This is a genomic window from Aliiglaciecola lipolytica (assembly GCF_018860635.1).
Lineage (GTDB): Bacteria > Pseudomonadota > Gammaproteobacteria > Enterobacterales > Alteromonadaceae > Aliiglaciecola > Aliiglaciecola lipolytica_A.
Genome location: NZ_JAHKPT010000021.1, coordinates 351,205 through 373,931, shown reverse-complemented (window position 1 = coordinate 373,931; position 22,727 = coordinate 351,205). Strand labels below are relative to the sequence as shown.

The following is a 22,727-nucleotide window of genomic DNA, read 5'->3' as shown; positions in this document are numbered from 1 at the left end:
TTCTGTCTAATCAAAGATTAGCGTATATTTTTACTCGTGTCAGCAAAGCATAAAATGAAACTTAAACACACTTATAAATGTTCACTTGATTTTAAACATTCGTTGTCGGATAGCAACAATCAATTTTTATGTTTATGAATAAAATCAGTTAATTGAACAAAATAAAAGCAGCCTAAGCTGCTTTAATGTGGTTATTGCGGTTTTCAAATAAACAAAACCATTTTTACCTGAATTAACTCAAAAGAGACAACACCTGACCTTGTTGCTGATTAGCTTGAGATTGCACAGATAACGAGGCCTGACTTTGAATTCCAGTGGCAATACTATCTGCTGTCGCTTGGGCATAATCGGTATCTTGAAGTCGACTTCTAGCAGCTGAAACGTTGACATCGGCTTGGCTTAAGTTTCGAGCCGCACTTGCAAATTGATTTTGCGTCGCACCTAAATCCGCTCTAGCACCACCAACAAACTCCAATGCATTATCCGCAATTTCTAAAGCCTCTTCAGCTCCAGCAGACGTGGATACATCGATATTCAATACATCATCAAGTTGTGCGGCAACATCTTGAGTTCCAACACCAATACGTTGGCCTGAATTAGCCCCCACTTGAAAATCAATATTACCTTCTTCTGACAACAAAGGCTTTCCACCAAAATTGGTTTGCTCAATGGTTTGGGTTATGTTGCTTTGTAATTGAGAAATTTCGGATTGCAGCGCTTCTCTATCTGAGTCACTCAAAATGCCATTACCAGCCTGAACAGACAATTCACGGATTCGATTTACATCAGTGTTAATCCCCGACAAGCCGCCTTCGGCAACTTGAGATAAGGAAACACCATCATAGGCATTGGAGATAGCTTGTCGATTCCCCTCTACTTGAGTGGTTAATCGATCAATAATCTGTTGCGCAGCAGAATCATCGGCAGCACTATTCACTCGCTTACCGGAAGCCAGCTTTTCAAACAAGGTTTCTTGTTTCTGCTGTAACTGCTGTAAAATTGATGAATTGTTGCTTGAATCAATATTAATCATAAATTTATCCTCTAACACCTCCCCTTGAGGATAGCAAAATATTGCCGATAAAGTAAGCAAGTGGCGACACAAAGGACCTGAACTAGGTATCGTTTTTCATAACTATGTATATTTATTCATCTTATTGTTTAGCAAAATAATACGAAACCAAGAAACACGATTGACTCGGATACCTATCAACGGTCACAATCATTTTAGTACATAAAAAGAAAATAAAATTATCGATATAACAATGCTAAATAACACTTTAGACTCGTTGTTAGGTTTGAATGAGTTAACTTCTGGCGCAAACAAATAAGAAATCATGCTTAAAAATATACGACTACACATTGAAAAAGATGAAGAAAAACAGGAAAAATTAGATCAGAAGCTAGCTGCAACTATTGTAGACATGCAGCATAAAAATATTAATAGCTTTACCCGTAATATTCCCTCTTTAGTGCCGACACTTAAATCTACGTCTTTGCAAAATCATTCATTGTTTAGCAATAAGTATGGTGAAATAAATATCGTCGATTACGGTATTGGACGGACATTGTATGGTTTTCATCCTTTAGATGAGGTGACGCAACAAGTTCAGCGCTTTGAACAACATAGTCCGAAAATAACCTTATCTGAGATCAGTACAGAGACATCCAAAACGGAAGAATCAACGTCATGCTCTCTTGACTTCCAAGAACTTGACGCATACCAAATTAGACAAAAACAGCCATCGTTACCTGAAGAGATAGAATGCCTAGTGGTATTAGGTTGTGGTTTAGGTTTGCACTTAGAACAGTTATTACGTCAGCATCGAATTAAATACCTCATCGTTTATGAACCGCAAATCCAGTACTTTCAATGCTCGACCTTGGCAATAGATTGGTCTGAAATATTCGCATTGGCGAAAAGTAATGGTACAGGTATTTTCCTACAAATTGAAAAAGACGGTCGTAATATTGTTGAAGATATTCAACAAATACAAGAACATGAAGGCATCACCGAATTCCGTATTTTCAAACACTATAATCACCCTATTTTCGACGCTATTTTCAAAGAATTATCACATCGGCCTTGGGCAGACATCAAAAAGAATGGATTTAAAGTCAGTACCACAGAAAACTATTTGACCTATGTACCTAGTTGGACACCGGAAATCGATCTTCAGCAATGTAAATCTGTGTCTGAGAGCCAATCAAGATTCAAGCAAAACTTAAAGGCTTTCGAGAAATATTATCCAGCAATCTATAAACAGTTTAAATCCTATACCCCACAAAATTGGCTACCCATTGATAACCAAGATGATGAAATTAACTTATTAAATAAGGAAAATCTCACAACCTGGTATGGTGAATCACCGGTTCAAGATTGTGAATTAAACTTCAAAAACTTCTATTCCCAACCCAATAAAGACGGTTTGGTTTTAGGCTATACGGGTACAAAGTTAGCCCACTACGAACACTATAAATTTGTAAAGAAAACCGAAGAGCTTTTAAAAGAAGCCGAAGATGAAATTGGCGAATTACCCGAAACGGTTGCATCTATCATCATGTTTGGTTTGGGTGTGGGTTATCAGGTAGAGCGTTTGTTGGCAGATCATAAAGTAGAAAAGCTATTTATTTGTGAACCTAACTCAGATTTTTTCTATGCCTCATTATTTGCTATTGATTGGACCGCAATTTTCGAAAAAATTGAAAAAACAGATGCACGAATTTATCTTAACATTGGTGATGACGGTACGAATTTATTCAGGGATTTATTAACTCAATTCCACTCAATTGGCCCCTATATTCTTAACAATACTTATTTTTACCAAAGCTATTACAACTCATCATTAAACAGTGCCATTGCTCAATTACGCGAACAATTGCAAGTTGTTATCTCCATGGGCGAATATTTTGATCATGCATTTTATGGGATCGCGCATACCAAAGAAGGAATGCGACGAAAGATCCCCGTTTTAACTAAAAACCCTTCTGCAAAGTTGAGCTACGATGACAAAGAAGTTCCAATATTTATTGTTGGTAACGGACCATCTTTAGATAGCTCTATAGAGGCGATTAAAGAATGGCAAGACAAAGCAATAATTGTTAGTTGTGGCACTGCATTACAAGTGATGTACAAAAATGGAATTGTACCCGATTTCCACGCTGAAATAGAACAAAATAGAAGTACCTATGACTGGGCAACGTTGATTGGTAGTTTAGATTTTTTAAAAAAGATCACGTTGATATCGTGCAATGGAGTTCATCCAGATACTTGCGATTTATATAAAGATGTTTTGATCGCCTTTAAAGAAGGTGAATCATCTACGGTTTCTGCATTACACGTACTCGGAGAAAAGCACTTCGAAGTGCTTAAACATGCCTTTCCCACGGTAAGTAATTTTGTATGTAATATTATCAATTCATTGGGCTTTACCAGTGTCTATTTTATGGGCGTAGACTTAGGTTTTGTAGATGTAAAACATCACCATTCAAAAGATTCAGGTTACTACTTAGAAGACGGAGAAGAAACCTATGACTATGCAGAAAAAAACAACACATCTATAGTAGTTCCAGGGAATTTTAGAGCGACCGTTAACACTAAACATGAATTCAAAGTATCACGTCAAATCATCGAACAAGTCACCGCAATAAAGTCCCAGTACCAAACATTTTATAATTGTAGTGATGGCGCTAAAATTCACAACACCACTCCACTGCATATAGAAGAGTTGCTTATAATCGCAACTGAAGAGCAAAAACAAACAGCTCTCAAACACATACGAGAAAAAGCATTCTCAACTGACCATATAGAAGGTTTTACTGAAAAGTTCGAAAGTACTTTTTTACAATCTAATCTGATTAGAGAAATCACCGCGATGGAAAAACTTCTCAGTCAAGAAATGGACACACAAGAACAAGTAAACCAGATAATCGCACAGCAAAAAGCCATGTTATTCCACTCTTACCGTAGTGGAAAATCCTTGTTATTTTATTATCTGTACGGCACTGTCAATTATGCCAACGCATTGCTTTTGAAACTATCATTAAGTTACTCGAATAAAAATCAACTTTCGGACAGTGTAGACAAGTGTATGCAAGAGTGGCGGAAAACCATAAATGGAATAAAGACTCATGTTAGTTCGGATATTGTAGAGTTTGATACATCAGAATACAGAAAAACACATCGTGAAAACTTGCTGTTTTCACATCAAATAAAGCAGAACAAACTATTAGTCGTAACAAACTCATCTGTATTTTCCGGTGCAGTTAAAAGGAACGTAATAAATAATTATCCCGAACTCAAATCTTTAACAATTTGCAATAATGAAAATATAAATGAATTTAAAAACGAACAGTTTGACTACGTAATTTACTATACAGAAGAAAGGCTAAAGCAAAACAAATTCAATACCAGTTTTAGTGCCTATAAAATTTTAGGGGGGAAAAGTACAATAGCACTTATCAATTGTGGTTATGAAGAATCCTTTGAATTAGTAACTCGTAGTGACAAAGTCACTCTACTACCAACATTAATCAACCCCAACAGTGAAAGTTCATCAGTTCTTTCAAACTTACTCTATTTGGCTAAAGTTACATTGCGTGCTTGTTTGGAAAAGCACCACGCGCATGTAATTTATCCGCGGTATATAATTCCCGAAAAAGGAACTTCCCCTGAAGATCTAAATATTAAATCACGATATCCTAGTACACTTAATTACTACCTTTTTGACTTTCCGCTATATACTGTCGCCTATAAGGATACATATATACCAAGATTAGCGACCTGTAATACAGGAACTAGGGGAACTTATTTAAAAAATTTCCAAATTAATGAGGATTTATTAACAAAACGAGTTACAGCTGAACTTTTCAACAATCTTAAAGGCAACTACCTAAGAAATGACCCAAATTTATATAACGACACCATTTACTCTAAAAGTGAACTCATTGTTTTGAATAAAGAAATTCCGTCTCAAAAATAATGAGCGCTATCTTCATACTAGTTTCAACGCAGTTTTGATTAGTTCAATAACTTGTCGCTGCTGCTGCTTCTTCAAGTTAGGATAGATTGGTAAGCACAAAATACGTTTCGAAACGTCGTCTGCAACAAGACATTTATTGTTATTTAATAAAAAATTAATTTGGTCAAGGCTAGGATAAAAATATCTGCGAGGAAAAATATCGAAATTATTTAAAGTATTTTTAACTGCAAGCAATTCCTGTTCATTAGAAAACAGCACTGGTACGTATGCACAATTGTTTGTCGCATTTTCATTCCATTTCTGGAATTTCAAATAGTCTGATAAGTGAATTTTATATTGTTGCCATATTTGCGCTCTGTTTTTTTTAATAGTATCAATATCATCTAAAACAGACAGCCCCATCGCAGCGGATAATTCATGCATTTTTGCATTGATCCCGCATAACGCTATATTTTCCTCATCTACAATGCCACATTTTATCATCAAACGAATTTTTTTAGCCAAGGAACTGTCATTAGTAACAAGAGCGCCCCCTTCAATCGTATGAAATAATTTAGTTGCATGAAAACTTATAGTACTAATATCCCCCTGCGAGAGAATACTTTTCCCATGGTAATCTACTCCGAAAGCATGAGACGCATCATATACGATTTTCAAATTATGTTTACTTGCGATTTCGTTCAAGCGCTCAACATTGCAAGGATTGCCGAAAACGTGAACAGGTACCAAAGCACTAGTTTTTGGTGTGATTTTAGACGTCACATTATCAACATCTATATTTAAAGTTAACGGATCAATATCTGCAAAAACGGGCTTACAATTTTGCCATGCTAGGCTACTACTTGTGGCGATAAAACTAAAAGGAGTGGTTATAACCTCACCGGTCACGTCTAACGCTCTATAAGCGATTTGTAATGCTAATGTTCCATTACTTACGAGTATGAGATGTTTTACACCTAAATAAGTTTGCAGTCTCTCTTCGAGCAAACGTACAAGTGGGCCATTATTTGTCAAATGTCCTGATTTATAAACTTGATCTATATATGAATCTAAGCGCTCTCGATCAGGTAGCCAAGGACGAGTTACTGTAATCATTTTAACACCTTTGTACAATTATTCGAGCAAGCAGCAGAACAACATATTACTTTTGTGGAAATTATAGAATTAAAATCAAACTTCTATGTACGAAAAATCATAACCAAATGATTCATATTTTGACCGTAAATCAAACTTTTTGAAAAAATAATTAAATGTATCCTTTTGCCAAGGCTCAAATGAATTATACCGTTCTCTAGACGTTATTTTCTTGCTATCTTTTTTATGTCGATTAATTTCACCTTCGCCGAACACTTTATCCAAATAATCCACTGAGGTTAAAGCTGAATTATCAGTGAGCTTAGATAACATTTGTTTAAAACTCTCACGTTCTTGTGTAATTGACTCCATTGTGAATGTTCCAATGAAGTCAATATTTGTTTTATTCCTATCAATTAATTCATAAGCATCACAGTCTTTTTTAATACTACTTAATATTGCACAAGCACCTATAAAAGCCAGATATTTATATTCCCCTATATTTATCTGATACTTTTCAATCAAGCTATAAGTAAAATTTTTACCTTCAGAAATAATCTTATCTAAGGTCCAATACAATTCATTGATGTCAAATAGGAATAAATCTTGTAATTGACCATACCCGCTCCACACTAAATCTACAGGATTCCTTACGAGGTTAGCTATTTTAAAATTTCTAGATGGCGGACCGTATTTACGATATAAAATGGGTATATCACGAAGCCTAAGCAAATGAACAGAACCATAATAATCAGAGTTACCCAGGCTCTCTATATATTGATAAAAACCATCCAATGAAGATTCTTGGCGATTTAAATACCCCTCATGAAAGTTACTTAAATTTTTTATGAAGTTATCACGATTATGTATCTGAGCGTCATTAGCTAGTGCATTCCTAGCACTATGTGTACATAGTATTTTTTCATTTAAATTAAGTGAATGAGCAACCCAATTACTTGCGCTCCAGCCATGAGAGGTAACTATAAAGTGTTTACTCATTTGTAAATTCAAACCTATTTGTAGAGTTGTTTTGTGAATTGAGACCGATCGACAGTTCTAATATAAGCACTTGGATACCCTCTTTTAATAAAAGTTTTTTCATCGCTGTTATCATAACGAGTACTGCATGCTAGCCTTAACCTACCATCACCTTTTTGTGAACTTCTGTGAATTGTAAAGTTAGATAAAAAAACAACGTCACCAACGCTGCATTCTACAGGCAAAAAATCCGATTCAGAATAGTACTCCTGCTTAATCTCCCATGTTGAATTTTCATTTTCTAATGTGGGATAAACCCCTTTTAAATGACTGCCTGGAATAATTTCCAAAGGGTAACGATGTACATCAATATCGACAAGAGGTACCCAAACGACAAAACCATCTAAACTACCATTTACAGAAGGGAAATCTTGATGAGCACTTAAACCAAAATATCCATTTGGTATTCGCAGTGATTCTGCTTGAATGAGTACAACTTGCCCTCCAGGGATAACAATGTCCTGTATTAAAAAGTTTTTATTTACGTAATTCTGTATTATTGGATGGTGAAGTAAATTATAAACACTCATTTTTCGCCAAAGGCTTGCTGCTGTTTTCTTATATTGTTCGATATCCATTTTATGGAGTAATTGCATTGATTCAAAAACGTCTGCAGGTGGCTCTATATTGAATAACGTAATTTGGTTATCAAAGTGTTTTTTAATATTGTCAACAGTTTCAAAAATAATAGATTTATCTAAAATATTTTTAGCAAGATAATAGCCATTGGATTTAAATTCTGAGAAAACTTGTGACATATGGTTCACCGCCTGAAAACGTAATTGAAAAGCCCCTGATAATTCTGCACTTGTGTCTTAGTCTGAATTTTGAAGCCGCTATCAGTAAGTTTTTGAATAATTGACAATGTGTTATTGTTATTTGTTTCTAATTCAATGAATACAGTCTCAAGTGCTTTCGATGACAAGACCATTTCTGCACCATTTAGGACCTGCGTTTCACTCCCATCTACATCTATCTTAATATGATTCGGAATTGGTAAATTAAATAAACGTATAAAGTCATCTAAAGAATATGCAATTACATTTTGCACAAAATCTGGTGAAAACAATTGAGTATCTCCTACTTTAAGCGGCTGCCCCAAAATTTTCATGTGTCCACCAGCTTCGTATTTTGAAATAAACATATTATTTAAACTGGTGCTATCTCCCAAAGCTATATTGAAACACTTAATAGGGTTAAGAACATTTTTATTTAAATATGCGTTTCCGCTTAACAAAGAAAAGTTTTGCACTTCAGGTTCAAAAGAAAAAACACTCAACCCACACTGTGCTGCATATATTGAAAATAATCCATTGCTAGCTCCAACATCATAGAATATGGATCCGGCTTTATGTGAATCGATATAATCAAGCATTTCAGGCTCAATATACTCAATTCCAACTGCCTGCCACAATGTACGCCTAGATTTTGTAAGATATTGGCAAGTTTGTCGGCGTACTTTTACTTTCGTATATACCTCGTTATACTTTTCAGCCTCGTCGACAAGCTTTAGTTTATTGTCAGGAACAAGTTGCTCTAACGGAACAAAATCAACCATAATTATTCAGCTCTCTTTAACACTTGAATTTCATAATAATTCAGCATAACCAAACCCCGATTGCCCAAATCCATTTCCATTATAAAACATTAAACGTTTATCTCTAACATCTATAACATGAGGATAACAAATCATGACATCGTCCCATCCACTTGAACTGATATCAATCCCACTCGAACTATCCATTCGCTGGAAATGCATTCCATCTAAGGATTCGGCATATCCAATTCGGTAACTATTTTTAGGATCAACCCGATAGTCACTGAAATTTCGATAGGAGTACCACATACAGTATTTTCCGGCTTTTTTAATTACACTAGCTTTGACAATACCCGCTTCATTTGAATCGGCATAATCTATCGAAATGATCCCCTCTCTTTTCCAATCGATACCGTCATTAGATTCTGCATATTTTATATGATAACGAGGTTCCATCTTCCCATTTACACGCCTCCATTCAGTGCAAGAAAGGTACCAATTGCGCCAAACATTATTGTCATCAATTAATACACATGTACTTCCCGAGTAATGTGGTTCTTTATAGTCTCTATCCCACAGAGGCCCTTCCGAAAACTTTTTAAATGTATTTCCATCATCTTCACTAATCGCTAGACCGACAGCATTATGGTACGGAATAGTATTTCTTACATTCCACCCAATATAATAGAGATACTTTTTACCATTAGAATTAACAACACAAGAGGGCATAACCCCACAGTCATCAAAAGTTCCATTTTCACCTAAATCAAGAATAGGCGATTGATTTTTATATATTATTTCCTGGGGATTAAAGGCTGACACGTCCAAATAATCAGGCAAACTGCGCCCTAATGAATCTCGAGTTGAAAAGTAGATTCGGATTTTATCCTGCTCGGCAATAAATTCGGCTACGGGTACCTGTGCATGGCTGCAACTCCACTTCTTTTCACCTGAAGGTTTATAAATTAATCCTTTTTTTTTCCATAACATTATATTCCAACCTCATTAATATACTTCATGGCTAGGTTTAGGACCTTTGCGAGCGGGATTACCAATGTAGACCCCCCAAGCTTCAGTATCTTTAGTAATAGAAGCTGACATTGCAACTAAAGTGCCTTCGGCTAAATTTAAATAGTCTCTAATAGTCGCATTAACACCCAAAAAACAATATGGCTTTACTTTACAATGCCCTGACATAACAACATGTGAAGTAAAAAACACATTGTCCATGACTTCACCATGATGACCGATATGATTACCACTCCATAGAACCACATTATTGCCGATACTAGTAAAAGGCTGGATTGTGTTGTCTTCCAATATAAAACAATTGTCACCAATACGTGTTTCTGGAAATACAGTGGCTTTCGAACTGATATAAGATATGAATTGATATCCCTTCTTTTTACCTTCTAAGTAAATTTTTTCACGATTTCGATTCATATTTCTCCCTGTCATAGGAGCAAACAAGCCGTAATCAGAAGGCGGATAAACGTTTTCCAAATTCTCGAAAGGGACTATCGGTAAACCTTTGAACTGATTTTGTTCGATAAACTCTGAATGCAGAGTAAACGCCACCACCTCAAAATCTGAGTCGTGAGTTAAATAAAAGTGGGCTAATTCGGCCGTATCAAGAATTCCAAATATAACGACTTTTGAATGGCTCATAACTTATCCTAAGTTGGAGGTGAAAAATAGAAAGCAATTATCGCAATTGATAATTATCTAACATATTAAATACTTGCTCTTTATCACAATTCATTAGCACATCAATTATCGACAATCCAGCGACAAAATGTGGAGAACTTTGACTGTATTTAGGTAAAACAGATTGAAGAAATATCAGCTCGACACCTTGCGCGTCAAAGTAAGGTTTATCGTAAAGAGCTTCCCCTCCCTTAGGATTAATGTAAATTACTTCGCCTTCTTTTTTCGTAATATCAATTAAACGATCAGCTTTGTTCAAATGATTATTGCAATAATGTTGTTCAGATGACAGTTTAAAATCCTTTTCTATTCCTAGGTAATCAATGACCATTTTTATTGACTGAACAGCTAAGGTGCTAATACTTTGAGAATAATTAGTAAACTGCTCTTCAAGTAAAGGATAAACATCTTTAAAAAAAGGAGCTTTACTATATGCATGATATAAGGTTTTCAGTAATTTTTCGGTATCAGTGCAATCATGGTTCACTTTAATGTTGCAAATCTTCTTTTTATAGGTCGGTTTGACACAAGGAATAGTAAAAAGATATTCATTTTCACCTAATAAAATACGATTTCTATTAATCCAACCTCTTTTGATGAAATCAACATCATCATAAAAAATAAACTTATCAACAGCCATAATAAGCTGAAAATAGCCTACATAAGGAAATATGTAAGGTTGCATTATTGCGACAGTCATAAATATTATTTTCTTATTTATCTTACAAGGTTGATTGGGTGTAAAACTATTGAATTATTTTCTATTAATATCGTTCTAAAATATCTTTTATATACAAACAATGCTTCTCGCTGCATTTATCATTCCCTCAAATATCAACTAAGTTTAATTCATATAGTTTAAAAACTTGCTTTTTCAAAAACTGCTTTTGCCCAGTCAAAACATCATATTAAAAAACTCCTTACAAGCTAGAACCTAGTGCAAAAGCCGTTATTTTTTAAATTACTTTTGAACCTGTTCGACAGATTTTTATTTTCAGTTTGCTTGAAACTAAAATTCTGCAATCGCTGCAAAGTCACTTAGTCCCCAAATCCCCTCATTTAAAAGTAGGACTTAATCAATTGAATGAGCTTTTTAGTCCTAAAACTCATTTGTTGATTACTAAACATAGCAAGTGCTTTTTCAGCATTAGCATCTGCCTGCTTTTCAGTTACTTTAAATTCGACTACATTGGTAGCAGAGTCTAGATCAGAAATAGAATACAAGACGTATCCTCTGTTTTTGAAAAAACTAAATGCAGGACTGTTCTCATTAAGAAAAACGGTACAGCCTGTCAGTAACCCAATCCAAATATTCCCCATAGCTTGCTGTCTAATGTGATTCATTACCATGTACTTAGATCGTGCAATTAAATTAACGTATTGGCCAAACTCAAAAAACTCATCAATGATTTCAAAGTTATTAGCGAGCACGGATTCAGTTGCATCTTTAATTTCATTTTTGTAATTATCGAAACCATATGACATAGGAATATAATGCACGAGGCTTCTTAGAGATTTGTTTTTAGTAGCAATAGATAAATAATCTATGTGATTATTAGTAATCGTAGAACTATTTCCTAACCAAAGGCTATCTGTTTTAACTATACAATCTTTGGCTTTAACTACTTTTTTTATTGGATAATCAAATCCGTAGCGCCATTCGATATATTTAAGATGCTGAGTAAACGAGTGCTTAGCTTGAATTATTTCGAATTCCTCTTCAAAAACGGGGCAGAATAACTGAATTTTTTTAATAGCTTTTTTTTTGCTTTCAGAAACTGTATAACGACTGTCAGCAGTTGAACCTGCCAACCTTAAATCTAAATATAATTTTTTGGATTTATCTTCGAGTAAATCGGAAAAATCATCATAAACTAAATCTAGGTAGTCAAACCCCCAGCCTTTCCACATAATGATGGTAGAGCCGGGTTTAATAAGGTTTATTATTCTGGTATGTAAGGGAGTTAAGCAATGGACGATAAGGCAATCAAAACTCTCAAGTATTCTCGCTATAAATAGCGCCTCACTCGACTCAAAATTAATATACTGACTCAAACTCGAATTGCAGATTGGAATTTCTGCCATTTTTGCATCTTGCTTTTCGAGAAAAAAAGTATGCTCTTCTAATTTCACCCCATTGAACAAGTTAACAACATTGTCGATGTGTTTGTGATTAACGGCAAGATGTGCAATTCTCATTTTATTTTCTTATCTGGGTTAATTAAAGATAATTTTTATTGCAAATGAATATTCAAAAATATCTAACATACAATTAATTTCTTGTATTTTTTACAATGTAAATTTTTTCTTGGGCAATAAATCCAAATTTATTTTTTTTCTTAGGATATAAAGTCCTGCTAGATTTCCAATCGAAAACTTGAACATCAAAGCCAGCTTGCTTTAGTCTATCCCCATAGTCATTGCCATAGAGCCTCACATGGTCTTCCTGTCCAAATGCATGGAGTCGGCCTTCGTCAGTATCGATACTGAAGTCTTCATAGGTTTGTTCACTATTCAATGAAATAGGCACCTGAAGAATTGCAAGGCCAGACATACTTTTTAATACCCTTTTAAGTTCATTCAACGCTTTTTTATCATCAGGAATATGCTCTAATACATGATTCGCGATAATTAAATCAAAATGCTCATCTGGGAAAGGAATGTCGGTCATGTCAATTGTCATATCAACATTTTTTGCGTTTAAATCAGCTGTTATGTAGTGTGAAAATATACTCTTTAATTTACGACTTAATACTGTTTCTGGTGCAAAGTGAAGAACCTTTATATTGTCACTTAAAAGAGATGTCTGATGCTTTAAAAACATATAAATTAGTCTTTCTCTATCTAAACAACCGCAGATAAAACATCGCGCATTTTCTCTTCTACCACCGCCAACAACTTGCTTTTCATACATGACTGGCAAATCGAAGCCATAGGGCTTAAAGCTACCCATATAAAAATTACACATGGGACATTTATGTTTAAAACCACTCACTTCTTTCCAGCGTTTTAACCGCCTTATTAACCTCGCGAATTCCACTACTCTCCCTCAAAATGACTATTCTTTTTAGTATTAACTATGTTTATAAACAACTTATCGACCAATTTGTAAAATCAATTAATTTATATGCCCAGCTAAAAAATAAATTGAATTCATTATCTTTTAAAAAAGTGTATAACACGTCTAAAGTCAAAGGCGATTGCTTGCTTCAACAGATCAAATCCGAAATTGCGGCTATTTTTCAACCCTTCAATTCCAAATACATTCAAAAAAATTAATAGGCCTAGAAGCCCATTTCTCCAAGCTTGCCGACGAAACATCCCCATTAACAATTGTCTTACTTGTTCTTGATTGTATTTGGATTTAGGTAATGCTTGTAGAATCGTTTTTATGATGCATGCAGAGCGCTTCATGTAAGATAAATTGAAGTCAAGGTTTAACGTCTCTGCTGGGTACACCAACATTCTAGCAAGCACTTCTGTTTCAGCCTCACAATCAAAAACTTTCAATTGGGATTGAACGATCTCTAAACATCCTTGATTTTGACGATATTTTTGAGCGATGGTTTCCTGACCACTATGCTCACGGTAAACCATTAATGGTTCCTCTACTAAGCCGATTTCACCAAATTTTGACAATTCAACCCAGAATAAGTAATCACTTGCACCAGAAATCTCCGTTCTAAATCTAACTTTATTTTTGCGACAAATGTCTACCCGAAACATACTGCCTGGGTTTAAAATATGATTATAAAACAATAAGTATTCAGGGGATAAATATTGATGAGGAATTGCAACTAGCTTTTTTGATAGATTATTTTTCCTATAAAAGTGGCAGGTACAATTTACACATTCTGGATGGCTACTTAAAAATCCTAATTGTTGTTCAATGCGGCTCGGTACCGCGATATCGTCAGCATCCATCCATGCGGCGATGTCTGTTTCACACAGTTCAAGTAATTTGTTCCTACTTGCTATTATCCCCATATTTTTAATATTACGATGTATCTTGACCCTTTCATCTTTTACAGAAAACTGCTGGGCAATATCTAAAGTATTATCCGTAGAACCGTCATCTAAAACCAAAATAATCAAGTTCTGATAACTCTGTCTTAAAATAGATTGTAATGCTTCAGACAAGTATTTTTCAACATTAAAACATGGTATCAGAACAGAAATAGGAACAGGCATAGATTAATTTTCATCACAAATTAACAGAGCTAACTTATGTCCTTTTTACTTGTGTTTTTATTAATGTAAACAATCAAATTGAATTAATAATTGTTCTGCAGTATTTTTTTGTAAAGTAAAACAGTCTTCTCTACAAACCCCTCTTCAGAGAAGGACTCTAAGGCAACATTTCTGCCCGAAATGCTTTGTTTATTTAAATCCTCTATACTCAGGTTGGAAATAGCCCTATACAAATCTTCCCATCGTCCTGCTTTGACTAAACTTCCGTTGATACCATTTGTTATCATTTCGACGATTCCACCTGTCGCATAACCATATACAGGAGTGCCTGCGGCCAAAGATTCCAATACAACGAGTGGGAAGTTATCAGCTTTACTACAATTTAAAAATATATCGGCTGCATTGTAAAACTTATTTAACTGTTCTGGCTTGGTTATGTATCCAGAAAATGTACAATTAAGGCATTTAAAGTGTTGTCTGTCTTTTTTTGTAACTTTACCTACAACAATAATTTGAATATTAGAACCTAATCTATGTAGAATTTTTAAAGCGTCATCAGTACCTTTGTATGGACTATTAATTTGAAACGCAATAACTAAAATAGTTAACTTCTCTGGGTCTAACCCCAACGATATTTTCACTTCATTCTTATCCATTGGATAAAAGGTACTCGTATCAACACTGTTATTAATGACTGATATTTTTTTATGGCTTATGCCACTCAAGCAGGCTTGATTTTTTAAAAACTCAGAGGGCGAAACAAGATATAATTTTTTACTATGCAACCAACGTTTCAATTTTAGATGAGAACGTGTTAAGTCAAACTTTCCTTCTAGTGGCCAAATAGATTGTTGGGGACACTCGCCACAAGAAGACATGAAACGAACGCAACCTAGAGGGTATATACACCCTCCCGTAAATGGAGAATAGTCATGCATTGTCCATACAATGGGAAAGTGTCTAGACAGAAGTGCTATTGTTATAGGAGACAGCGCTGTAGTGATATCATGAATGTGAATGATGTCGATTTTTAAACGCTTTATTTCAGATTTGAGGTAGAAATATTCCAACGGGACACTTTCTTGAAAACCAAGAGTTTGGAATCTAAATTTAAGCCATTTAAAAAGCTTTTCATATGGACCAAATAAATTACTTTGATTGGCCTCATAACCATACTCAGTGTCCCTTCGAAAATGATGGCAAAAGTGGCCGTTTTGCTGCAGTAATCTAGCTAATGTCGTGGCCACTTTACTACCACCACCGCCTAAATTTACTGCTTTAGAGATAATAGCTACTCTCACTATAATTCCCCTACAAACTCAAAATTTGGAATTTTTCACACTTATATTTGGTGAATTGTTCGCGCAAGTTTTTGATGATCTCATCCTTGAACCTCATAGAGCAAACAACGATATTTTTACATTTTGATTTTACAGCCTGATCTACTGAGACTACGTCATAGCCAAGAAATTCATAACTGCCTGATATCTCGGCTTTTCTATCAATTACCAAATCAACATTAAGTGAATATTCTTTTATATAAGGGAGCAACTTTTCAAAAAACTCACCAGCACCATAAACACTAAAACTAGTCCATTCATGTTGGACAATTAACTCGAACAATTCGGCAACATCGTTATCGGTGTCCATTGACACTAAACCATGTTGTTTTTGCATGAATTTATTGGAAATAAGATTTAGAATAGCCTGTGGCCAATGAATATATGTTGCTTTCCATTTAGTATAGCGACTAAACTCAAGAAATGAATTTTCAACTCCAATCTTTTTCACTTCATCAATCTGATGCTCGGATATCACGGGATATTTGTCATTAGAACCAAAATTATCTTGATGATAAACTTTTGTATAGAGTAAGGACTCTTCAAGGGTTGGAAACTGAATAAAACGCAACAATAAAGCAATGCTATCTGATGAATCAATGAAACCAAATCCTAACTCATAGTGATGCTGAAAGTATTGTTTGACCCCTGACAAAAATGCTTTGGTAATGCCTGAATTCAAAACTAGTTTTTCTTCTAATATAGGCGTGCCAGTTTTGTCATCAGAGTACCCCAAGGTGGTACCACAATCCCCAACCAAAAAAGCTTCAATGCACTCCGGTGATCTAGCGAGCAGCTTCCTGAAATTGTTCATGTCGTTGTCGGCATTGATAAAATTTTGATATAGGGTGTCTTTTGTATATCGATAAATTCTTTCTGATGAATAAAAAAGTAAGTTAGCCGAGCAGTGTTGCCCTAATATGTTTTGAATTTGATTTTGTATCGTGCCGCCATTGCCAAAATCAACCACGACACATTCTTTGTAAGGTGTGGAAATATGAGAATCGTAGTACCTAACGAACCTAGCCTTTTGTTCATTAATGTAATTTTTAACATGCTTAGCGTTTTTATAAGCTAACGTCCTAAGGACCTTTAATAAATTTTCACCTTTATAAAAGAGGCTATCTGCATGTTTAACGTAGCTAGTTTGAAAGGTAGCGTGTAACTCGTCAACAGGAATAAAAAAATCTCTATAAAAATCATCTACTGAATAACCTCGTCTAGCAACTAGCAATTCCAGTACATCATCAATCCAATGTTCTGAATCAGAATCAATAGAAGGCCAAAATGTGGATTTACGTGAAGCATAAAGTCGCTGAACTGAAATCCCAATTATTCCTCTTTGTTCTAACCTTTTTGCAATAAGAGGCACATACACTTCAGCTTCTCTCATTAAACATAAAATGGTTGTGCTTTCTACTTCCAGTGTTTTATCTATCACCCAATCAGCAAAAGAAAATAAGCCTGGCGCCCACACAAACGCACCTACCTCAAAAGCACTGCGTTCTTTGCTAGATTCAAATGAATTATCGAAATGCATGGAAGCTAGCCGTCTTACGGCATTAAATTTGGGGTTCTTTAAAAAAAGTGATTGCTCAGTTTTGAAAATATCTACGATATTTAGCTGTGGGGATGCATGTATCGAATGCAGCCCAATACTTTTAGGAGAACGAACATCAGATATAGCATGATCGCCGATATGTAACCATGAATCATATTCTGTAGTTAAATCCTCTTTTACAATTTTGAACAACTGCCCTGTTGCTTTATTTGCCCGATATTCTGAGGAAACATATAAAGGAACGGCCTTAGAAAAGGTAGAACTTTTAAAAAACATCTCACGAATTTGCGCTTTACTCAAATACATATCAGACAAAAATAAAACCTGAATATCTCGATCTACTAGAGACTCGGCAAGAGTTAACATTGGTTGGTATAAAAATGAAAAATCGGATTCCGTGGTTAGCTCACTTTCTAATAAAGTTTGTTTTATTGATTTTGAAAAAGGTAAAAAATCATAAATTTCTTCTAAAGTAACTTCCTTGCTAATCGATTCTTTTTTTGCTTTTTTTTCGGCCAATACCCTCAACTCTTGAAATTCTTTATCTTGTAGTGGCAGTCCAAGCTGATCTTTAACTTTTGCATATGAAAGTGAAAAAACATCCGTGGGTTTAGCTAGTTTTCTAAAAATCAAAGTATCAAATAAATCAAAAGATACGACTTTTATATTATGACTTTCGATGTACGAATCAATTTCTGAAATCAGTCTAGACATTAAGCACTACCTATCAATGTTGTTATATTCGTATAATATTGAATAAACTTTTATATTTAATTAAAAATCCACTTGCATACTTGTTTGAATCGATACGTTTATTCATTCACTCTTTAGAAATAGTCTGCAGGGTTCTTTTTTCTGCCTTAATATCAGCAAAACTTACCTCTTGAAGATGGGCATAATCTGTCAATTTGATATCTTTTTTAGGAGTTTCCCAATCACCATACTGAAACGTTAGATAAGCTTGATAATCAGCAGGAACTTGAATATTTTCTCCCTGCCATTCTAAAACAGTGAAGCTTTTAAAATGATGCTTTGGGGCATACCACATACCCATACTAGGCAAATGAATCGATTTACCATCCTGTTCTCCTCTAAAAGAAATGGACGTAGTAAAAATCAGAAGGTCTTCTGAATCAGATTTGAACTTTAATAAAATAGACGTGGTTAAACCTTTTCCATCTGTGACTTTTTCCATGCACCAATTGATCTCAGGGTTTTCCTCAACAAAATTAACTACTAAAGATTCAATTTCTGCGGCTTTATCTTGCGGTGCTGCAAAATCGATATCATCGTCCCAAGCTATAATATCTTGATCACGCACTATCCCCAATAAAGTGCCAAAATCGATGACCAAGGGTAAGTTAGCGGCAACGGCTAAACTGCTTAGGCCTTTTATTATTCTCCTACCTAGCTTCAAACTATTGTCACAATAAAATGGCAATTCCGTTTTCAATTGATTTTTTACGGGTAGTACTATTTTAGTTTCAGAAACACCAAACTCTTCTATCAACTGAGACTTAACCGCCATAGCCCATTGTGTAGTAATGACTATTTCGTCATAGTCAATATCAGACAATGACTTAGGTGAATAAACATTAAGATCAAAAATAACATTGCCGACCTTTTTCGTGTCATTATCTAAGATGCCAACAAAATCGCGCTCATCACGAGTATTATCAATAAAGTACCCGGCACCTGGTCCAGCACCAAACAAAAGCGTATTTATTTTCATTATTCTACCTCTGCTAATTTTTGGCTTTGCAGTAATATTTTTGTAATTAAAGCTCTGTCTACTGGCACAATAAAATTACCTGTTCGACTTTGATCAAAGTTCAGTTTGGATAAGTCTTGAACCTCTGACCATTTAATAAAAGGTGACAGTTGTTTAGTGAAGTTCACCCTTTGTAAAAGTTTTGACACTTTAGAGAATAGACTTGAGGGTAAATCTAATTTTTTTTGCCCTACAATATCGATGATCGCCAACAAGCTAAAACTGCAAGCTAAACCATGAGGCACGGCATATTTTGAAGTCAAAGGATAAGAAATCGCATGAGCAATGGCAGTTTTAGTAGTGGAAATGGCCAAGCCAGCAAGCGTAGCCGCACACTGAAGTTTTTTTCTAGCACGGACATCAGTTAAATCCTGCTCGACTTCTGGCAGCGCCTCACAGATTAATTCGATAGCAGATATTGCAGCCTCTTGACTCAACTGAGTCTTGCTCTTATTCCACAAAGATTCAAATCCGTGAGACAACGCATCCAGTGCTGGATAAAGTGTTTCCGAATAGGGTAAGGTCAAGGTCAAATTAGGATCTAAAATTGCTGTTCTTGGTCGAATACCATAAAGCGAATGTTTAGAATTGCTCTCACTTTCCCAAACGGTTGCAAACGGCGTGACTTCGGCACCTGTACCTGATGTAGTAGGCACTGCAATTAAGTTAACCTGGCATGTAATATCTTTTCTAGTTAACAATTGCTCAAGGGACAGTTTTTTATAACTTAACATAGCAGCAAATACTTTAGCTGTATCAATTACACTGCCACCACCTAGAGCTATGATTGTAAGTATATTTTCATCGGCAAATGTAGAATAACTGTTTTCCAAAAAGGTTTTTTCAGGATTGGGCGTTACATCATCAAAAACACGCACTCTATTGTTATTAAATCCGCCACCAAAACTTTCTATAAATTGCCCAATTACTCCTCTTTTAGTAAACCCTTTGCTGGTAACCAAGAGAATATTCCCAGCGCAAACAAGCGCAGGCAATTGCGCCAAGAAGTCGTCAGTTTCGATGATATTTACATCTGAATATTGTGTTAAAAGCGCTGTCATCATTCAATGCCAACATGCTGCATAAAGGTATTTTTGTTTTCTAGAGGGCTACTTGTCGGCCGGCCTAAATCATCTCTAGCACCCTGAGCTATTCTAATTTCGAAAAAAACGGGACCGGAATTAAACACTAGACTCGACCAAATTGAAGCAATAGAAGACTCATCTGATGCACAATAATAAGCTTTATATCCACTGGCTTTAGCCATCATTTCCATATCAATTTCACCCGCAACTGTGGGTTGCCCACCTACTGATTCATGACTTTGATTGTTGAGAACGATGTGCACCAAATTGCTACTGCAATGTTGCCCGATAATAGGCAAAGCGCCCATATGCATCAACATTGAACCATCACCATCAATTGCTATCACTCTTTTTTCTGGTGCGCTAAGTGCGACTCCCATTGCAATAGAAGAAGTATGTCCCATGCCACCTACGGTGAGAAAATCTGAAGCCGGTTCGTTGCGTTTTTTTCTTAGTTCAAATACTTCTCGAGAAGTTTTTCCAGTGGTCGAAATAACAACATCATTTGCATCAAATACCTTTAATAAACTAGTCAAGGCATCTTCGCGTTTTAACTGATATAAACTTGGTTTGGTTTCACCTGTGTTAGGTTTACTGAAAGTGTTTTTTCTAACCAGAATAGCAACTGCCCTGCTTTCGTTAGTCATTTGCTCTAGTAAGCCTGCTAAAACCGAGTCAATTTCTGATTGACTGTCAATAATCACATAGGGAATACCTAGTATTTCCAATTGTTGTTCAGTTACCCGTCCCTGCTTAACATGTTGTGGTTCATCACTGACTCCAGGCTCGCCACGCCAACCTATGATTAATAACATAGGGACGCTATACACAGCAGGGTCAACTAAAGAAGCGAGAGGATTTACTGCATTGCCTATGCCTGAGTTTTGCATATAGACCGCTGCCGGAGTGCCGCTACCTAAATACCGCCCCATAGCAAGTCCAACAGCATTACCTTCATTGGCCGTGATAATATGCTGTTGCTTCGATAAATTTTCGTCAATGTAAGCACACAAATTTTTTAAAAGTGAATCAGGGACACCACAATAAAACTCTATTCCGAATTTAGTAAGTTGATCACAAAATCCTTTTGGGCTAATCATTACTTACCACCGGGAATTAACTCTAAAATGGTTTTTATAGGCATCATTTTGTCATCAACTTCAGCAGAGCGACCATTTGTTAGAATTGATGTAGCGGTATCAACCATAGCCGGATAGGCACTGCGTAACAGCTGATTAGCATAAATAACGATGTTTGCACCTTTAGCCGCTAACTCAGACTCATAGACACTGTTATAGCTAGATGGCACTACAACCAAAGTCTTTTTATTTTTTAGCTGTGCATAACGATCACAAAACGCGAAAATTTCATCTGGTGACTTGTTTCGACTATGGATCATAATACCATCGGCTCCAGCATCTAAAAATGCTTCTGCTCTTTGTATCGCGTCATCAATCCCCTTTTCAAGAATCAAACTTTCAATTCTAGCAATAATCATAAAGTCATTTGTAGCTTGGGCTTGCTTACCCGCCTGAATTTTCATGCTAAAGTTTTCAATGCTATCTTGGGTTTGAGCCACTTCGGTGCCAAATAACGAATTCTTTTTTAATCCAGTTTTGTCTTCAATTATTACCGCTGAGACTCCTAGACGCTCTAAAGTTTTTACTGTAAAAACGAAATGTTCCGTTTTTCCGCCGGTATCACCATCGTAAATAATCGGTTTAGTTGTCACTTCTAATACTTCATTGAGCGTATTCATCCGCGACGACACATCAACAGCTTCAATGTCAGGCTTTCCTTTGGCTGTTGAGTCGGTCAAACTACTTCCCCACATACCGTCAAATTCTTGTGGGCCCTTATCAGTGGTGACTTTCACGTTTTCGATGATTAAACCTGACAAGGCATTATGAATATCCAAAAAACGCAACAATGGTTTGGCTGAGAGCAAACGTTTTAGTGATTTCAAACGAATCTGTGGAGTTGTTCCAATCTCTTTCATGGCTTTGTGGAGTGCTGTGGAGGAAATGCCTTGGGTATACGGAACTTCAACCAACTCACCTTGCCATTGTGCTAAGCAATCAATCACACTTTGACGGACTTTTTTCTGAACGCCTTGCTGCCAATCATCACCATGCACTACATAGTTAGGTTTGTATTTTTCTAAATTTGGAACATAATCTAACGTAGTCTGCGGTACAACTCGTGCTACACCTTTTATATTTTGAATAACTTGCTCTCGTTGCTCAAACGTCATAAAAGGAACACGTTTATAACTAGCAATCGCTTTATCTGTCAACAGACCAACAGTCACTTCGCCTAATTCAGAAGCCTTTTTAATAATATTTAAATGGCCTGGATGAACTAAATCGGCACTCATTCCTACATAAACTGTTTTGGTCATATCTTTTTACATCTCATCTATTCATTCAAGAAGCTATTAT

General features: G+C 35.6%; 18 protein-coding genes. 1 reads left to right on the top strand and 17 read right to left on the bottom strand.

Annotated elements, in window-relative coordinates; all coding sequences use genetic code 11:
• Window positions 1–232 precede the first annotated feature (232 nt).
• A complete protein-coding gene (locus tag KO530_RS10055) occupies window positions 233–1,033 on the bottom strand; it encodes a flagellin (RefSeq protein ID WP_216048283.1) in 801 nt (266 codons plus the stop codon).
• Between the two features lie 304 nt (window positions 1,034–1,337).
• Here KO530_RS10055 and KO530_RS10050 point away from each other — a divergent pair, with 304 nt between their 5' ends.
• On the top strand, window positions 1,338–4,982 hold the full coding sequence (locus KO530_RS10050; protein ID WP_216048282.1) for a 6-hydroxymethylpterin diphosphokinase MptE-like protein: 3,645 nt from the start codon (window positions 1,338–1,340) through the stop codon (window positions 4,980–4,982).
• Window positions 4,983–4,994: 12 nt separating this feature from the next.
• On the opposite strand, the gene KO530_RS10045 is transcribed toward KO530_RS10050, so the two are convergent.
• The 16 genes from KO530_RS10045 to aepX form a co-directional block, all read right to left on the bottom strand.
• On the bottom strand, window positions 4,995–6,077 hold the full coding sequence (locus KO530_RS10045; protein WP_216048281.1) for a DegT/DnrJ/EryC1/StrS family aminotransferase: 1,083 nt from the start codon (window positions 6,075–6,077) through the stop codon (window positions 4,995–4,997).
• A 75-nt stretch (window positions 6,078–6,152) separates the two neighbouring features.
• Complete coding sequence (locus KO530_RS10040) at window positions 6,153–7,055, bottom strand: hypothetical protein (RefSeq protein WP_216048280.1); 903 nt, start codon at window positions 7,053–7,055, stop codon at window positions 6,153–6,155.
• Window positions 7,056–7,069: 14 nt separating this feature from the next.
• The gene (locus KO530_RS10035) at window positions 7,070–7,852 is read right to left on the bottom strand and encodes a phytanoyl-CoA dioxygenase family protein (protein WP_216048279.1); all 783 of its coding nucleotides are present in this window, start codon (window positions 7,850–7,852) and stop codon (window positions 7,070–7,072) included.
• Window positions 7,853–7,857: 5 nt separating this feature from the next.
• The gene (locus KO530_RS10030; RefSeq protein WP_216048278.1) at window positions 7,858–8,652 is read right to left on the bottom strand and encodes an FkbM family methyltransferase; all 795 of its coding nucleotides are present in this window, start codon (window positions 8,650–8,652) and stop codon (window positions 7,858–7,860) included.
• Window positions 8,653–8,682: 30 nt separating this feature from the next.
• Window positions 8,683–9,621 carry a hypothetical protein gene (locus tag KO530_RS10025; RefSeq protein WP_252729082.1) on the bottom strand — a complete coding sequence of 313 codons (939 nt, stop codon included), beginning with the start codon at window positions 9,619–9,621 and terminating at the stop codon, window positions 8,683–8,685.
• 15 nt (window positions 9,622–9,636) lie between these two features.
• Window positions 9,637–10,299, bottom strand: a complete 663-nt coding sequence (locus tag KO530_RS10020) for an acetyltransferase (protein WP_216048277.1) — start codon at window positions 10,297–10,299, stop codon at window positions 9,637–9,639.
• Between the two features lie 37 nt (window positions 10,300–10,336).
• Complete coding sequence (locus tag KO530_RS10015) at window positions 10,337–11,038, bottom strand: WbqC family protein (RefSeq protein WP_216048276.1); 702 nt, start codon at window positions 11,036–11,038, stop codon at window positions 10,337–10,339.
• A gap of 359 nt (window positions 11,039–11,397) precedes the next feature.
• Entirely contained in the window at window positions 11,398–12,471 is a 1,074-nt protein-coding gene (locus KO530_RS10010; RefSeq protein ID WP_216048275.1) for a TDP-N-acetylfucosamine:lipid II N-acetylfucosaminyltransferase, read from the bottom strand.
• 139 nt (window positions 12,472–12,610) lie between these two features.
• Window positions 12,611–13,333, bottom strand: a complete 723-nt coding sequence (locus KO530_RS21945) for a methyltransferase domain-containing protein (protein ID WP_216048274.1) — start codon at window positions 13,331–13,333, stop codon at window positions 12,611–12,613.
• Between the two features lie 161 nt (window positions 13,334–13,494).
• Entirely contained in the window at window positions 13,495–14,529 is a 1,035-nt protein-coding gene (locus tag KO530_RS10000; RefSeq protein WP_216048273.1) for a glycosyltransferase family 2 protein, read from the bottom strand.
• 83 nt (window positions 14,530–14,612) lie between these two features.
• On the bottom strand, window positions 14,613–15,830 hold the full coding sequence (locus KO530_RS22230) for a glycosyltransferase (RefSeq protein WP_216048272.1): 1,218 nt from the start codon (window positions 15,828–15,830) through the stop codon (window positions 14,613–14,615).
• Window positions 15,831–15,840: 10 nt separating this feature from the next.
• Window positions 15,841–18,063 (bottom strand): hypothetical protein, encoded by a 2,223-nt coding sequence (locus KO530_RS09990; protein WP_216048271.1) that lies wholly within the window; start codon window positions 18,061–18,063, stop codon window positions 15,841–15,843.
• Window positions 18,064–18,250: 187 nt separating this feature from the next.
• The gene (locus KO530_RS09985) at window positions 18,251–19,162 is read right to left on the bottom strand and encodes a nucleoside-diphosphate sugar epimerase/dehydratase (protein ID WP_216048270.1); all 912 of its coding nucleotides are present in this window, start codon (window positions 19,160–19,162) and stop codon (window positions 18,251–18,253) included.
• Window positions 19,162–20,265 carry a phosphonoacetaldehyde reductase gene (locus tag KO530_RS09980; RefSeq protein WP_216048269.1) on the bottom strand — a complete coding sequence of 368 codons (1,104 nt, stop codon included), beginning with the start codon at window positions 20,263–20,265 and terminating at the stop codon, window positions 19,162–19,164. The genes KO530_RS09985 and KO530_RS09980 overlap by 1 nt, the downstream gene beginning before the upstream one ends.
• Window positions 20,262–21,386, bottom strand: coding sequence for a phosphonopyruvate decarboxylase (gene aepY, locus KO530_RS09975; protein ID WP_216048268.1), 1,125 nt, complete (start codon window positions 21,384–21,386; stop codon window positions 20,262–20,264). The genes KO530_RS09980 and aepY overlap by 4 nt, the downstream gene beginning before the upstream one ends.
• A complete protein-coding gene (gene aepX / locus KO530_RS09970) occupies window positions 21,386–22,687 on the bottom strand; it encodes a phosphoenolpyruvate mutase (RefSeq protein ID WP_216048267.1) in 1,302 nt (433 codons plus the stop codon). Before aepX ends, aepY begins: the two co-directional genes overlap by 1 nt.
• Window positions 22,688–22,727 lie beyond the last annotated feature (40 nt).

Bases quoted from the DNA above. Each gene is read 5' to 3' on its own strand.
- KO530_RS09980 (WP_216048269.1), bottom strand. From the start codon at position 20,265: ATGATGACAGCGCTTTTAACACAATATTCAGATGTAAATATCATCGAA.
- KO530_RS10040 (WP_216048280.1), bottom strand. From the start codon at position 7,055: ATGAGTAAACACTTTATAGTTACCTCTCATGGCTGGAGCGCAAGTAAT.
- KO530_RS10035 (WP_216048279.1), bottom strand. From the start codon at position 7,852: ATGTCACAAGTTTTCTCAGAATTTAAATCCAATGGCTATTATCTTGCT.
- KO530_RS10055 (WP_216048283.1), bottom strand. From the start codon at position 1,033: ATGATTAATATTGATTCAAGCAACAATTCATCAATTTTACAGCAGTTA.
- KO530_RS10015 (WP_216048276.1), bottom strand. From the start codon at position 11,038: ATGACTGTCGCAATAATGCAACCTTACATATTTCCTTATGTAGGCTAT.
- KO530_RS09985 (WP_216048270.1), bottom strand. From the start codon at position 19,162: ATGAAAATAAATACGCTTTTGTTTGGTGCTGGACCAGGTGCCGGGTAC.
- KO530_RS10000 (WP_216048273.1), bottom strand. From the start codon at position 14,529: ATGCCTGTTCCTATTTCTGTTCTGATACCATGTTTTAATGTTGAAAAA.
- KO530_RS10020 (WP_216048277.1), bottom strand. From the start codon at position 10,299: ATGAGCCATTCAAAAGTCGTTATATTTGGAATTCTTGATACGGCCGAA.
- KO530_RS10050 (WP_216048282.1), top strand. From the start codon at position 1,338: ATGCTTAAAAATATACGACTACACATTGAAAAAGATGAAGAAAAACAG.
- KO530_RS10045 (WP_216048281.1), bottom strand. From the start codon at position 6,077: ATGATTACAGTAACTCGTCCTTGGCTACCTGATCGAGAGCGCTTAGAT.
- aepY (WP_216048268.1), bottom strand. From the start codon at position 21,386: ATGATTAGCCCAAAAGGATTTTGTGATCAACTTACTAAATTCGGAATA.
- aepX (WP_216048267.1), bottom strand. From the start codon at position 22,687: ATGACCAAAACAGTTTATGTAGGAATGAGTGCCGATTTAGTTCATCCA.
- KO530_RS10025 (WP_252729082.1), bottom strand. From the start codon at position 9,621: ATGTTATGGAAAAAAAAAGGATTAATTTATAAACCTTCAGGTGAAAAG.
- KO530_RS10030 (WP_216048278.1), bottom strand. From the start codon at position 8,652: ATGGTTGATTTTGTTCCGTTAGAGCAACTTGTTCCTGACAATAAACTA.